The following is a 13,007-nucleotide window of genomic DNA, read 5'->3' as shown; positions in this document are numbered from 1 at the left end:
GTCGCCGCCGTTGCCCCTGGACGCCGTGCTGAGGTTAGCGTCGTTCGCCGTGGGCGACGAATTGATCATCGGAGATCGGGTTAGATGCAAGAGACGCGTGCCTGGAAACTCAAGGAAGGAGAGCTCTTCTTCCGGCAGTGGCTTCGATCGCCGAAGTCGATGGGATCGGTGATTCCGTCCTCGCAGGCACTGGCCAGGGCGATCGCGTCCGCCGCCGTGTTCAACGGCGACGATATGATTATCGAGCTCGGTGGCGGTACGGGGGCCATCACTCAGGGCCTGATCGATGTCGGCATCCCGCGTGACCGGATCGTCGTCATCGAGCTCGACGCATCGATGGCGGAGTTCCTGCGTGCCCGCCTGCCAGGCTGCCGGGTCGTCCAGGGCGACGCCACGCGCCTGAACGAGTTGCTGGCGCAGGAAGGTGTCAAGCGGGTTGGCACGGTCGTGTCCGGTCTCCCCATGGTGGGCATGCCTTTCGAGTTTCAGCAGGCGATCATCACGCAGGGTATGCGGGTGCTGCGCAAAGGCGGCACGATGCTGCAATATAGCTATTCGCCGGTCTCGCCGGTGCCGACCGGCAAGCTCGGCATCAAGGCACGGATGATGAAATACGTTTTCTGGAATTTTCCGCCAGCGGTCGTTTGGCGTTACGAAGCCGTCTGAAGCCGGTTCGTCGGATGCAAGGGCGGGGCGCGGCAGCGAGCTTGCCGCCTTGCGGATCCCTGCGGAGGGTCGAGATCGCACTTCTTTCGAAAACTATCGTCGATCTATCATGGCCGGCATGAAGGTGAAGAGCCCCTCGCTGTTTCGCCCGTCGGCCGAGGCGCCGGAGCGGGGCGGCACGTATTACGATCGGCAAGAGGTGCGCAATCACTTCGAGCGCGAGCAGGCGCTGTTTCATGCGCTGCCAGGCCTGCTGCATCACGCGATCGAAAACGCGCCCTTCTTCAAAGACCATCTGCGGGATCTTGATCCAGACCTGATCGTCGATCGTGGTACGCTGGCAACCTTGCCCTTGATGCGCCGCTCGCAGGGCAATGTTGCGGTGAATGGGCCTTTTTGCGGCTGGGCCGCCACGCCCAAATCGCGGCTGGCCAAGATCTATGCATCGCCCGGCCAGATCTATGACCCTGAAGGGTCAAGGCTTGATTATTGGCGCTTGGCGCGCGCGATGTTCGCTGCTGAGTTCAAGCCGGGTCAGCCGGTCTTGAACAGCCTCTCCTATCATCTGACCGCCTTGGGATCGATGGCGGAGAGCGGTGCACGGGCGCTCGGTTGTCCGGTCATTCCGGCGGGCGACGCGCTGGCCGACGTGCAGGCGCAGATCCTGGCCGATCTCGAAATCTATGCCTATGCCGGCAAGGCATCATTTCTCCTGCGCATTCTTCGCGAAGGACGGCGTCGCCGTCTGCCGCAGCAATCGCTGCAGACGGCGCTTGTTATCGGCGACGGGCTGAATCTGGCGGCACGTGAGGAGATACGCCGGAAATTCGGCATCATGACCTTTCACGCCTATGTGACGACCGATCTCGGCCTGATCGCTTATGAAACCGTGGCGCAGGGCGAGCTCCTGGTCGACGAATCGGTGATCGTCGAGCTCGTCGATCCGACGAGCGGCAAGCCCGTGGCGGCCGGTAGGACCGGCGAGGTGGTCGTGACGGCCTTTAATCCCGACTATCCCCTAATTCGCTTCGCGACGGGCGACTACGCGGTCGCCCTCAAGGGTGAGAGTGCTTGCGGCCGGACGAATATGCGTATCCGTCTGGTCGAGCGACGGGAGAGCCCACCCAGCCATGCCGGACAGGTTTGAGCAAGGGCGGCTGGCGATTGCCGATCTGGCGTGTTCGCGAGGTGGCCGCCTTCTCTTCGAGGGGCTGGATCTGAGGCTTGATGCCGGTGATCTCCTGCTCGTTCGCGGGCCGAACGGCAGTGGCAAGACTTCGCTGTTGCATCTCCTTGCCGGCATGGCGTCGCCTTCGGCGGGCAATGTTCTCTGGAATGAGTCGCCTATCGCCGAGGACCTGCCGGCCCATCGGGCAAGGCTGCATAGGCTGACCTTGAGCGACGGATTGAAGGGCGCGCTCACCGCGGGCGAGAATCTGCGCTACGCCACGCGTCTCTTGAACGGTGCCGGCGATGTAGGCGCGGCCCTGGAGGCGCTCGATCTCGCCGGCCTCGCGATGCGTCCCGTGCGCTTCCTTTCGACCGGTCAGCGGCGTCGCGTGGCGCTTGCCCGCCTGACGACGGTGGCACGGCCGCTCTGGCTCCTGGACGAGCCCGAGACTGGCCTCGATCAGGCCAACCGACAGCGTCTGACCGACCTGATCGCGGCGCAGCGGCGCGAGGGTGGTATCGTCGTTCTCGTCTCGCACGCGGATCTGGATCTCGATCCGACAGTCAGCCTGGATTTCGAGCCTTGATGCTGCGGGCGATGCGCGCGGTCTTCGAGCGTGACCTTCGTCTTTCGGCGCGGAGCTTTGGCAGCAGCGCCATGACGGTCCTCTTCTTTCTTCTGGCACTCTCGCTGTTCCCGCTCGGCGTCGGCGCCAGTCCTGATCTTCTGGCACGGATCGCGCCCGGAATTATCTGGGTTCTGGCCCTTTTAGCGGTTCTCTTGTCGTTGGAGCGCCTGTTCCAGGCGGATTTCGACGACGGCTCGCTGGAGCTCATGGCGCAGGCGCCGGTGCCGCTTGAACTCTTGATCCTGGCCAAGGTTTGCGCCCACTGGCTGGTAAGCGGCCTGCTCCTCGTCCTCCTTTCGCCTTTGCTCGCGATCATGATGGCGATGCCGACCGAGACCGTGTGGATCGTGCCGGCCTCGCTGCTGCTGGGCACGCCGTCTCTGGTGCTGATCGGCGCCATCGGCGCTGCCCTTCTGGTCGGCGCCAGGGCAGGGGGTGCCTTTCTGGCCCTACTGGTCACGCCCTTGATGATTCCGGTCCTGATCTTCGGCGTCGGCGCCATCGATGCCGGGGTCATGGGACTGGGATCGAGCGTCTATTGGCTGATCCTTGGGGCGATCCTGCTGGCGGCCATGGCAGCTACTCCCTTTGCCGTGGCGGCGGCCCTCCGCCTGGCTCTCGAATAGCCTGGTCGACGAGCAGCGATCCTGGCGCTAGAAGGTCTGGTATGCACGCGCTAGCCAATCCCCTGCGCTTCCAGCGCCTCGTGGACATCGTCCTGCCCTGGGCGTTGGCCGGCTTGATCATTTCCCTGCCGATCGGCCTCTACTGGGTGCTGGCCGTGGCGCCCGCCGACTATCAGCAGGGGGAATCGGTGCGCATCATGTATGTGCATGTGCCGGCGGCCTGGATGGCGCTCTTTGTCTACCTCGTCATGGCCACGGCCTGTGCCGTCGCCCTGATCTGGAAGCATCCTGTGGCCGGCATCGTCGCCAGCGCCTCGGCGCCAATCGGCGCCTGCTTCACGGCGATCGCTCTCTTCACCGGCAGCGTGTGGGGCAAGCCGATGTGGGGGACCTGGTGGGTCTGGGACGCCCGCCTGACCTCGGTCCTGATCCTCTTCTTTCTCTATCTGGGCTTCATGGCCCTCAAGGACGCATTCGACGATCCCGAGCGCGGGCGTCGTGCCGCCGCCATCCTGGCGATCGTCGGCGTCGTCAACCTACCGATCATCAAATTCTCGGTCGACTGGTGGAACACGCTGCATCAGCCAGCCAGCGTTTTGCGCTGGGGTGCTCCAACCATGGATCCTTCGATGCTCTGGCCGCTGCTCTTCATGGCGGTGGTCTTCAAGCTCTATTACGTCGTGGCCCTCTGCTTTCGCCTGCGCGGCGAATTGCAGGCCCAGCGCGTGACTGCCCTGCGCATGGCGCAAAGTCAGGCTGTCTGAACAAAAGCCACGGGGTCATCTGCGCCAAGCTATCTTTGACCCGTTCCAACTCCACTCTATAAGATCGACAGGCGCATAAAAAAGGCGTCACCGAGGCTCCAGGCGAGCGCTCTCGCCCCCCGGTCGTTTCGTGTCGGAAAGGTGGACACCCGTGCCCGTATCAGGCCACGACACCCTCAATGTACGCCGCTCGCTGGATGTGGGCGGCAGCAGCTACGATTATTTCAGCCTTCCTGAAGCCGAGAAGCAGTTGGGTGATATTTCGCGCCTGCCGGTCTCGCTCAAGGTTCTACTCGAGAATCTGCTGCGCTATGAGGATAACCGCTCGGTTACCGTCGATCACGTGAAGGCGATGATCGGCTGGCTGAAGACGCAGAGCTCCGATACCGAGATTGCCTATCGTCCGGCTCGCGTCTTGATGCAGGACTTCACCGGCGTGCCGGCGGTGGTCGATCTGGCGGCCATGCGCCAGGCCATGGTGGCACTCGGCGGCGACCCCGCGAAGATCAACCCGCTTTCGTCCTGCGATCTGGTCATCGACCATAGCGTGCAGGTCGACGCTTTCGGCGCCTCGACCTCGTTTGAGCGCAATGTCGAGCTCGAATATGAGCGCAACGCTGAGCGCTACACTTTCCTGCGCTGGGGCAGTCAGGCCTTCGACAGCTTCCGCGTCGTGCCGCCCGGGACCGGCATCTGCCATCAGGTCAATCTCGAATATCTGGCGCAGGTCGTCTGGACCGGGAAGGAAGGCAACAAGCAGATCGCCTATCCCGATACGCTGGTCGGCACCGACAGCCACACGACCATGGTGAACGGCCTGGGCGTGCTGGGCTGGGGCGTGGGTGGCATCGAGGCCGAGGCGGCGATGCTGGGCCAGCCCGTTTCGATGCTGATCCCCGAGGTCATCGGTTTCAGGCTCACGGGCAGGCTGCCCGAGGGGACCACGGCCACCGACCTGGTTCTCACCGTGACCCAGATGCTGCGCAAGAAGGGCGTGGTCGGCAAGTTCGTGGAATTCTTCGGTCATGGCCTGGACGACCTGCCTTTGGCCGACCGGGCGACGATCGCCAACATGGCGCCCGAATATGGCGCCACCTGCGGCTTCTTCCCGGTCGACAAGCTGACCATCGACTATCTGAAGCTGACCTCGCGCGATCCCGCGCGCATCGCCCTCGTCGAGGCCTATTCCAAGGCTCAGGGCATGTGGCGCGACACCAGCACGCCCGATCCCGTGTTCACCGACGTCCTGGAGCTCGATCTCTCGACCGTCCAGCCGAGCCTGGCCGGCCCGAAGCGGCCGCAGGATCGGGTCCTCTTGAAGTCGGCCGCGCCCGCTTTCGCCGAAGCGCTGCCCGCCCTGGCCGGCCAGACGCCGATCGACGCCAAGGCGCCTGTGGCCGGCACCGATTATGAGCTGGCGCATGGTCACGTCGTCATCGCGGCGATCACCAGTTGCACCAACACCTCCAACCCCAGCGTCATGCTGGCGGCGGGCCTCGTTGCCAAGAAGGCCCTGGAGAAGGGGCTGAAGGCCAAGCCCTGGGTGAAGACCTCCCTGGCCCCGGGCTCGCAGGTGGTGACCGACTATCTGGCGAAGGCCGGGGTCGACACCTATCTCGACCAATTGGGCTTCAACCTCGTCGGCTATGGCTGCACGACCTGCATCGGCAATTCCGGGCCGCTGCCGGAACCGATCGCGGATGCCATCAGTGCAGGCAAGCTCGTCGTCGCCTCTGTCCTTTCGGGCAACCGGAATTTCGAGGGCCGCGTGCATGCCCAGGTCAAGGCCAACTATCTGGCCTCGCCGCCGCTAGTCGTCGCCTATGCGCTGGCCGGCAGCATCCTGAAGGATGTCGTGAACGAGCCCTTAGGCGAGACGCCGAGCGGCGAGAAGGTCTATCTGAAGGATATCTGGCCGACGGCGGCCGAGGTCGCAGCCGTGGTCCAGGCCTCGGTCGGGGCGGGCATGTTCGCGTCCCGCTATGGCGAGGTCTTCAAGGGCGACGAGCACTGGCAGGCCATCTCGGCCGAAGGGTCCGACCTTACCTATGAGTGGGACGAGGGCAGTACCTATGTCCGTCATCCGCCCTATTTCGAGGGAATGACGCGGGAGCCGCCCGAATCCCTCAACGACATCAAGGGGGCACGCGTCCTGGCACTGCTGGGCGATTCGATCACGACCGATCATATCAGCCCGGCGGGGTCGATCGCGAAGACCAGTCCCGCGGCCGACTATCTCATGGAATACCAGATCCGGCCGCAGGACTTTAACTCCTATGGCTCGCGGCGCGGCAATCATGAGGTAATGATGCGTGGCACCTTCGCCAATATCCGCATCAAGAACGAGATGCTGGATGGCAAGGAGGGCGGCTTGACGCTCCACCAGCCGGATGGCCAGGAGATGTCGATCTACGCCGCCGCCATGAAGTACAAGGCGGAAGGCACGCCGCTGGTCGTTATTGCCGGCCAGGAATACGGCACCGGCTCGTCGCGCGACTGGGCTGCCAAGGGGACGTTGCTCCTGGGCGTGAAGGCCGTGATCGCGGAGAGCTTTGAGCGTATTCACCGCTCGAACCTCGTCGGCATGGGCGTCCTGCCGCTGGTCTTCAAGAACGGCCAGAGCCGCAAGTCCCTGGGGCTGGACGGGTCCGAGATCATCGACATCGAGGGTATCGCCGCCGGTCTCAAGCCGCGCATGACGGCCAAGGCCACGATCACGCGCAAGGACGGTTCGAAGGAGACCATCGAGCTTCTGGTGCGCGTCGATACGCTGGACGAGGTGGAATATTACCGCCATGGCGGCATTCTCCACTACGTGCTGCGCTCTCTGCTGGCGAGCAGCGAGCCCGCCGGCCGCGCCTGAGCCAACAACTCGAACCCGGACCTGATCGGGTCCGAGTTGAACGAAAAAGCCCCGGCGGGTCATGCCCGCCGGGGCTTTTTGCATGCCGACGCGGCCTGCCGGCCGCCTGGCCGTCAATAGATCGGGAAACGCTCGCAAAGGGCCGCCACGCGGGCCTTGACCTTCTCCTCGACCTGGCCGTCGCCCTCGGGATTGGTCGCAAGGCCGTCCAGGACGTCGCTGATCAGGTGGCCGATCTCCTTGAACTCCGCGACGCCGAAACCGCGGGTGGTGCCGGCAGGCGTGCCAAGGCGAACGCCGGAGGTCACGGTGGGTTTTTCCGGATCGAACGGCACGCCGTTCTTGTTGCAGGTGATCCCGGCGCGCTCGAGCGCTGACTCGGTGCTGTTGCCCTTCACACCCTTAGGCCTGAGGTCGACCAGCATGAGATGATTGTCCGTACCGCCCGAGACGATGGCGCAGCCGCGCTCGACCATGACGCTTGCCAGCGCCTGGGCATTGTCGCAGACCTGCCTGGCATAGAGCTTGAACTCGGGCCGCAGCGCCTCGCCGAAAGCCACCGCCTTGGCGGCGATGACGTGCATCAGGGGCCCACCCTGCAGGCCCGGGAAGACCGCGCTGTTGATCTTCTTGGCGATGTCGGGATCGTTGGTCAGAATCATCCCGCCGCGCGGGCCGCGCAGCGTCTTGTGCGTCGTTGTCGTCGTGACGTGGGCGTGTGGAATGGGCGAGGGGTGAAGGCCCGTGGCGACGAGCCCGGCGATATGCGCCATGTCGACGAAGAGAATGGCGCCCACCGAGTCGGCGATCGCCCTGAAGCGCGGGAAGTCGATGACGCGCGAATAGGCCGAGGCACCGGCGATGATCATCTTGGGCTTGTGCTGAAGGGCCAGTTCCTGGACCTGGTCATAGTCGATCAGCCCGTCCTCGCGGCGCACGCCATACTGCACGGCATTGAACCATTTGCCCGACAAAGCCGGCCTTGCCCCATGTGTCAGATGGCCGCCCGACGCCAGGTCCATGCCAAGGATCGTGTCGTGCGGCTGGAGAAGGGCCAGCATGACGGCGCCGTTGGCCTGGGCGCCCGAATGCGGCTGGACGTTGACGAAGGCCGCGTCGAAAAGCCGCTTGGCGCGATCGATCGCCAGCGCCTCGGCGATGTCGACGAATTCGCAGCCGCCATAATAGCGCTTGCCCGGATAGCCCTCGGCGTATTTGTTCGTCAGGACGGTGCCCTGTGCTTCGAGGACGGCGCGGCTGACGATGTTCTCCGAGGCGATCAACTCGATCTGGTGACGCTGCCGGCCAAGCTCCTTCTCGACGGCGCAAAAGAGTTCGGGATCGGCTTCGGCCAGCGGCGTGCCGAAGAACAAGGCCGATTTGTCTTTGGAGCTATGCTCACCTGAAAGCTGTTCCGACATTTGTCCTATCCGCGCCATCTAAAGTTTGTCGGCCGCCTTCATAGCCTTGGGGGCTTCCCCGGGCTATGTGATAACCGACATTCTGTTTGAAGAAATCGATCGATGCGAAGCGGTTTTGCCGCAATTTAGCAACCCTGCCCGTTTAGGCGGGGTGGTCGTACCGGGGGATAGGGGTGCCCTAGGCGGCCTCGCTCTCAGATGCTACCCGGATGAAGAGGATAAGGTCCGCCCCTTTATTTCGCGCGGGCCCGGCGTGGAGACAGGAAAAATGGCCGAAGTCACTTATAAGCGCGGCGATGCCGACAACCGCCCCTGGGGGCGCTGGGAAGTTCTCGACACGGGCGAGGGATTTGCCGTCAAGCGTATCACCGTCAATCCGGGCGCGATCTTGTCTTTGCAGCTCCATCATCATCGCAGCGAGCACTGGACGATCGTTGCCGGCAAGGCGCGGGTGACCCGAGGCGAGGAGAAACTCGATCTAGGCTTTGGCCAGCACGTGCACCTGCCGGTCGAGACCGCGCATCGCATCGAGAATATCGGCGACACGCCCGTGATCTTCATCGAGGTGCAGTATGGCGAGAAGCTGGACGAGAACGACATCGTCCGCCTCGAGGACAAATATGGCCGGGCACCGGCATGAGCGAGTCGACGATCCAGCCCTCGACGGCTGAGAACCTGCCGTCGGCGGAGGGGATCGTCGACAAGATCGACGGGCTGGAATCGAAGGTGGCGCTGGTCACGGGCGGCTCGCGCGGCCTAGGCGCGGCTGTCTGCCGGCTGGCCGCCCGCGACGGCTATGACGTCGCCATCAACTATGCCGGGCGTGAGGATGCGGCCCGGGCCGTGGCCGAGGAAGTGCGGGCATTTGGACGCAAGGCGATAACGATCCAGGCCGACATCGCCGACCCGGCCGCGGTCGAGGCCATGTTCGAGCGCACGGCCAAGGAACTTGGCTATGTCAGCGCTTTCGTCAGCAATGCCGGAATCATCAATCGCTCTGCTCCGCTGGCCGACATGAGCCTTGAGGAGATCAGACGCGTCGTCGATGTCGACCTCACGGCCTATTTGGTTTGCAATCGCGAGGCCGTTCGGCGGATGGCGCGCTCGCGCGGCGGTTCGGGCGGGGTTATCGTCAACATGTCGTCGATGGCCTCCGAGCTTTACGGCGCCGGCGGCTTCATCCCCTACGGTGCTGCCAAGAGTGGAGTTGACGTCCTGACCATCGGCCTCGGTCGTGAGGTCGCTGGCGATGGTATCCGCGTCGTGGGGCTGCGACCCGGCCTGATCGACACCGACATCCAGCACGACACGGGCATCGAGAACAGGTTGGCCCGGTTCGGGCCGACTGTGCCGCTCGGGCGCGGCGGCACGGCCGAGGAAGTGGCTGAAGCCGTCGTCTGGCTCCTGTCCGACAAGGCCTCCTACATCACCGCCACTTTGCTCAACGTGTCGGGAGGTCGCTGACTCTGGGGGCGGGCAGACGATTGCGGCTATCGAGGCAGGAGGCGACGAGCCAGCAGAGCAACGCCCACGCGGCGCCGATAGCCCAGCCCGCCAGCACGTCCGATGGCCAATGGACCGCCAGATAGACCCGGCTCGCGCCGATGAGCAGGGTCAGGAGAATTGCGGCGCCGATGGCGAAGATGGCTGTGCCCAATTCTTTTTGGGCTCGGGCGACAAGCGCTCCCAGCGTAAGATAGACAATGGCCGAGAGCATCGCGTGGCCGCTCGGAAAGCTCTGCGTGTAGACGTCCACCATGTGGGGGACGAGATTGGGACGCGGCCGGTCGAAACCGCGCTTCAAGAGGGGCATCGCGAGTAGCCCGCCGCCCAGAGCCACGGCGACCAGAAGGGCGAGCGCGCGGCGGCGGATCAGGAGAAGATAGAAAAAGACCAGCGTCGTCAGCAGACAAAGGACGGCAATGCTGCCAAGCGAGGTGAGGTCGAGGGCGGCGATCTGCAGCCATTTGGGACCGAGCGGCGCGGATGGGTCGTCGGCGTGGCGCAGTCCCAGGAGGATCATTTCATCAAAGCCCCGTGTGCCGCCGGTGGCGACTTGCTCTGCTAATTCGGCGAAGCTGCCTAGGCACGCCACGACGATGGCGAACGCCAGCAACAGGCCAGAACCACGGCGAGAGACAGGGAAGACGACGTGCATGGCCAAAAGATACCTTTGGTGGCTATCCTGGCGCCAAAGCGAGCGAGCCCGCCTTTGGTTCCAGTTGCATCGGCTGGGTTCGCGCCACGTCGATTTTTGCTCTTTCCACGATTGTGGCATCAATGTCGATTGTGCCAGCTTACGACATCACCGGTTGGTGAACAGGCTGGCAACACTGGTGCTGCCTTCTAATCATCTCTATTTATGATAGGATTTAGCGGGTTTAGCCGGCAGGGCCTATTTGCCGGCAGTCTTGGAGCAGTGCCGTTGCTTTCTCAGAAGGCGAAGTATGCGTTGCGGGCCTTGTTGATGCTAGCGCAGCACGACAAGAAAGGCTTGGTCCTGGTGGCGGACATCGCCGAGCAGGAAAACGTGCCGAAAAAGTTTCTCGAGCTCATCTTGCTGGACATGAAGAAGCACGGCCTCCTCCACAGCCAGCGCGGCAAGGGAGGCGGCTATTGCCTCTCCAAGCCGCCTGGGGAGATCACGTTAGGCCAGGTCATCCGGATCATGGACGGACCCTTGGCGCCACTGCCTTGTGCCAGCGTTACCGGCTATCGCCGATGCTCCGACTGTCGAGACGAGCGAACATGCTCGATCCGCAAGGTCATGCGGCGCGTGCGCGATGCCATGGCCGACATCCTGGACAACACGACTCTGGCGGACGCCGTCGCCGGCGAGGTCGACGAGAAGATTCTCTTCTACGCGATCTAGCATCGCCCTTTCGCTATTGACTATCTTTGCGATAGACAATTAGCAGGTTGCTGCTGGGCGCAGCGCGCGATCTGGCTTGCGGGAGAAAGAAAATGAAAATCTGGCAAAGTCGTCCTTTGACGACGGGTCGCCGCTTGGTACTGGCAGCCTTGATCGGCTTGTCGACGATAGGAGCGGCGCGTGCTGACGTGACGCTCCTTAACGTCTCCTACGATCCAACGCGCGAACTCTACCGGGCGATCAATGAGGCCTTCGCGGCGAAATGGAAGGCCGAGCACGGCGAGACCCTGACGCTGCGCGCCTCGCATGGCGGTTCGGGCGCCCAGGCGCGCTCGGTCATTGACGGGATCCCGGCCGACGTGGTGACCCTGGCGTTGGCGGCCGATATCGATGTCATCGCCGAGCGTACCAAGAAGATCGCGCCCGACTGGCAGTCTCGCCTGCCGGATAACAGCACGCCCTACACCTCGACGATCGTTTTCGTCGTCAAGGCGGGCAATCCAAAGGGAATCAAGGATTGGGGCGATCTCGCCAAGCCCGGCGTCTCCGTCATCACACCCAATCCGAAGACCTCCGGCGGCGCGCGCTGGAATTATCTGGCGGCATGGGGCTGGGCCGAGGATCAGTACAAGGACGATGCAAAGGTGCGCGACTATATGACCGCGCTCTTTAAGAACGTGCCTGTGCTGGATACTGGCGCGCGCGGCTCGACACTGACATTCGCGCAGCGCGGCATCGGCGATGTGTTGATCTCCTGGGAAAACGATGCGTGGCTGGCACTACAGGAGTTCGGTGGCGGCAAGTACGAGATCGTCGTGCCGCCGAAAAGCATCCTTGCCGAGCCACCGGTGGCCGTCGTCGATGCCAATGTCGATGCGCATGGTACGCGGACGCAGGCCGAGGCTTATCTGAAATTCCTCTACACGCCCGAGGCGCAAAAGATCATCGCGCATAATTACTATCGGCCGCGCGATCCCTCCGCGGCGGACCCCGAGGATTTGAAGCGCTTTGCGCCGGTCGATCTTTTCACGATCGAGCGCTTTGGCGGCTGGAAAAAGGCGCAGGCCGAGCATTTTGGCGACGGCGGCACGTTCGACCAGATCTTCAAGGCGGGGCGGTAACGGCGCTCGATGGCTGCCCAAGCTCTTCCGACGGCGGGGTTGGCCGCGACCAGGCAACCCCGCGTCATCCCTGGCCTGGGCCTGTCCTTGGGTTTCACGCTCTTCTATCTGGCCTTGGTCGTCCTCATCCCCTTGGCCGGTCTTTTCCTGCACGCGGGTAGGCTTGGACCGAGCGAGATCTGGCGCATCGCCACGGATGCGCGGGTCGTCGCGAGTTTGAGGTTGAGTTTCGGGACGGCCATCGGTGCTGCGCTTTTCAACCTGGTCATGGGCACGCTGACGGCCTGGGTGCTGGTCCGCTACGAGTTTCCCGGGCGTCGCCTGCTGGACGCGATCGTAGATCTGCCTTTCGCGCTGCCTACGGCGGTAGCCGGCATCGCGCTTACCAGCCTCTACGCACCCAATGGCTGGCTCGGCCAGTATCTCGATCCGTTGGGCATCAAGGTTGCATATACGCCGCTTGGCATCGTCATCGCCCTGGTCTTTGTCGGCCTGCCTTTCGTCGTGCGTACCGTCCAGCCTGTGCTGCAGGATCTCGACCTGGAGGTGGAGGAGGCGGCCGCTACCTTGGGCGCCACGCGCACGCAGGCGATCGTCAAGGTCGTCGTCCCCTCGCTCCTGCCGGCGGCTGTGACGGGCATGGCGTTGGCCTTCGCGCGCGCGGTCGGCGAGTATGGCTCGGTGATCTTTATCGCGGGCAATCTTCCCTACGTCTCGGAGATCGCACCGCTTTTGATTCGCATCCAGCTCGAGGAATATAACTATGCGGGGGCGACGGCGATCGCCGCCATCATGCTCGTCATCTCCTTTGCCCTCCTTCTCGTGATCAACCTGCTGCAGGCCTGGAGCCGGCGGCGCATCACCGGCGGCTGAAT

At 63.6% G+C, this 13,007-nt stretch carries 13 protein-coding genes; 11 read left to right on the top strand and 2 right to left on the bottom strand.

The genetic code is table 11. The annotated features are described in order from the left end of the window. The first annotated feature begins 84 nt into the window (after positions 1–84). The 6 genes from CFB17_RS04620 (at position 85) to acnA (ending at position 6,718) form a co-directional block, all read left to right on the top strand. Positions 85–666, top strand: coding sequence for a class I SAM-dependent methyltransferase (locus tag CFB17_RS04620; protein WP_088560204.1), 582 nt, complete (start codon positions 85–87; stop codon positions 664–666). Between the two features lie 109 nt (positions 667–775). Further along, positions 776–1,813 carry a phenylacetate--CoA ligase family protein gene (locus tag CFB17_RS04615; RefSeq protein ID WP_088560203.1) on the top strand — a complete coding sequence of 346 codons (1,038 nt, stop codon included), beginning with the start codon at positions 776–778 and terminating at the stop codon, positions 1,811–1,813. After that, complete coding sequence (gene ccmA / locus CFB17_RS04610) at positions 1,797–2,423, top strand: heme ABC exporter ATP-binding protein CcmA (RefSeq protein ID WP_088560202.1); 627 nt, start codon at positions 1,797–1,799, stop codon at positions 2,421–2,423. The genes CFB17_RS04615 and ccmA overlap by 17 nt, the downstream gene beginning before the upstream one ends. Further along, positions 2,423–3,091, top strand: coding sequence for a heme exporter protein CcmB (ccmB, locus tag CFB17_RS04605; protein WP_088560201.1), 669 nt, complete (start codon positions 2,423–2,425; stop codon positions 3,089–3,091). The genes ccmA and ccmB overlap by 1 nt, the downstream gene beginning before the upstream one ends. Positions 3,092–3,132: 41 nt before the next feature. After that, positions 3,133–3,855: a heme ABC transporter permease gene (locus CFB17_RS04600; RefSeq protein WP_088560200.1), complete on the top strand. Its 723-nt coding sequence runs from the start codon at positions 3,133–3,135 to the stop codon at positions 3,853–3,855. Positions 3,856–4,006: 151 nt separating this feature from the next. Next, on the top strand, positions 4,007–6,718 hold the full coding sequence (gene acnA / locus CFB17_RS04595; protein WP_088560199.1) for an aconitate hydratase AcnA: 2,712 nt from the start codon (positions 4,007–4,009) through the stop codon (positions 6,716–6,718). A 113-nt stretch (positions 6,719–6,831) separates the two neighbouring features. Here the strand turns inward: acnA and glyA are convergent, their stop codons facing one another. Next, entirely contained in the window at positions 6,832–8,139 is a 1,308-nt protein-coding gene (glyA, locus tag CFB17_RS04590) for a serine hydroxymethyltransferase (RefSeq protein ID WP_088560198.1), read from the bottom strand. A 268-nt stretch (positions 8,140–8,407) separates the two neighbouring features. Between glyA and CFB17_RS04585 the strand changes: the two genes are divergently transcribed. After that, positions 8,408–8,779, top strand: a complete 372-nt coding sequence (locus CFB17_RS04585) for a phosphomannose isomerase type II C-terminal cupin domain (RefSeq protein ID WP_088560197.1) — start codon at positions 8,408–8,410, stop codon at positions 8,777–8,779. After that, the gene (locus CFB17_RS04580) at positions 8,776–9,603 is read left to right on the top strand and encodes an SDR family oxidoreductase (protein WP_165769424.1); all 828 of its coding nucleotides are present in this window, start codon (positions 8,776–8,778) and stop codon (positions 9,601–9,603) included. Before CFB17_RS04585 ends, CFB17_RS04580 begins: the two co-directional genes overlap by 4 nt. Here the strand turns inward: CFB17_RS04580 and CFB17_RS04575 are convergent. Continuing rightward, positions 9,581–10,297, bottom strand: coding sequence for a phosphatase PAP2 family protein (locus CFB17_RS04575; protein WP_088560262.1), 717 nt, complete (start codon positions 10,295–10,297; stop codon positions 9,581–9,583). The two genes, CFB17_RS04580 and CFB17_RS04575, sit on opposite strands and share 23 nt — an antisense overlap. A 267-nt stretch (positions 10,298–10,564) precedes the next feature. On the opposite strand from CFB17_RS04575, the gene CFB17_RS04570 reads away from it, so the two are divergent. From CFB17_RS04570 to cysT, 3 genes are all read left to right on the top strand, one after another. Next, the gene (locus CFB17_RS04570; RefSeq protein WP_088560196.1) at positions 10,565–11,011 is read left to right on the top strand and encodes an RrF2 family transcriptional regulator; all 447 of its coding nucleotides are present in this window, start codon (positions 10,565–10,567) and stop codon (positions 11,009–11,011) included. A 92-nt stretch (positions 11,012–11,103) separates the two neighbouring features. Further along, positions 11,104–12,132 (top strand): sulfate ABC transporter substrate-binding protein, encoded by a 1,029-nt coding sequence (locus tag CFB17_RS04565; protein ID WP_088560195.1) that lies wholly within the window; start codon positions 11,104–11,106, stop codon positions 12,130–12,132. Positions 12,133–12,141: 9 nt separating this feature from the next. Next, on the top strand, positions 12,142–13,005 hold the full coding sequence (cysT, locus tag CFB17_RS04560; RefSeq protein ID WP_088560194.1) for a sulfate ABC transporter permease subunit CysT: 864 nt from the start codon (positions 12,142–12,144) through the stop codon (positions 13,003–13,005). Positions 13,006–13,007 lie beyond the last annotated feature (2 nt).

This window comes from Arboricoccus pini (assembly GCF_900187945.1).
Taxonomy (GTDB): domain Bacteria; phylum Pseudomonadota; class Alphaproteobacteria; order Geminicoccales; family Geminicoccaceae; genus Arboricoccus; species Arboricoccus pini.
This window is presented reverse-complemented; position numbering and strand designations above follow the sequence as displayed.

What these genes read in the sequence shown, in the direction of transcription:
- CFB17_RS04600 (WP_088560200.1), top strand. Translation starts at nt 3,133, where the DNA reads ATGCACGCGCTAGCCAATCCCCTGCGCTTCCAGCGCCTCGTGGACATC.
- CFB17_RS04615 (WP_088560203.1), top strand. Translation starts at nt 776, where the DNA reads ATGGCCGGCATGAAGGTGAAGAGCCCCTCGCTGTTTCGCCCGTCGGCC.
- CFB17_RS04575 (WP_088560262.1), bottom strand. Translation starts at nt 10,297, where the DNA reads ATGCACGTCGTCTTCCCTGTCTCTCGCCGTGGTTCTGGCCTGTTGCTG.
- glyA (WP_088560198.1), bottom strand. Translation starts at nt 8,139, where the DNA reads ATGTCGGAACAGCTTTCAGGTGAGCATAGCTCCAAAGACAAATCGGCC.
- ccmA (WP_088560202.1), top strand. Translation starts at nt 1,797, where the DNA reads ATGCCGGACAGGTTTGAGCAAGGGCGGCTGGCGATTGCCGATCTGGCG.
- ccmB (WP_088560201.1), top strand. Translation starts at nt 2,423, where the DNA reads ATGCTGCGGGCGATGCGCGCGGTCTTCGAGCGTGACCTTCGTCTTTCG.
- cysT (WP_088560194.1), top strand. Translation starts at nt 12,142, where the DNA reads ATGGCTGCCCAAGCTCTTCCGACGGCGGGGTTGGCCGCGACCAGGCAA.
- CFB17_RS04585 (WP_088560197.1), top strand. Translation starts at nt 8,408, where the DNA reads ATGGCCGAAGTCACTTATAAGCGCGGCGATGCCGACAACCGCCCCTGG.
- CFB17_RS04580 (WP_165769424.1), top strand. Translation starts at nt 8,776, where the DNA reads ATGAGCGAGTCGACGATCCAGCCCTCGACGGCTGAGAACCTGCCGTCG.
- CFB17_RS04565 (WP_088560195.1), top strand. Translation starts at nt 11,104, where the DNA reads ATGAAAATCTGGCAAAGTCGTCCTTTGACGACGGGTCGCCGCTTGGTA.
- CFB17_RS04620 (WP_088560204.1), top strand. Translation starts at nt 85, where the DNA reads ATGCAAGAGACGCGTGCCTGGAAACTCAAGGAAGGAGAGCTCTTCTTC.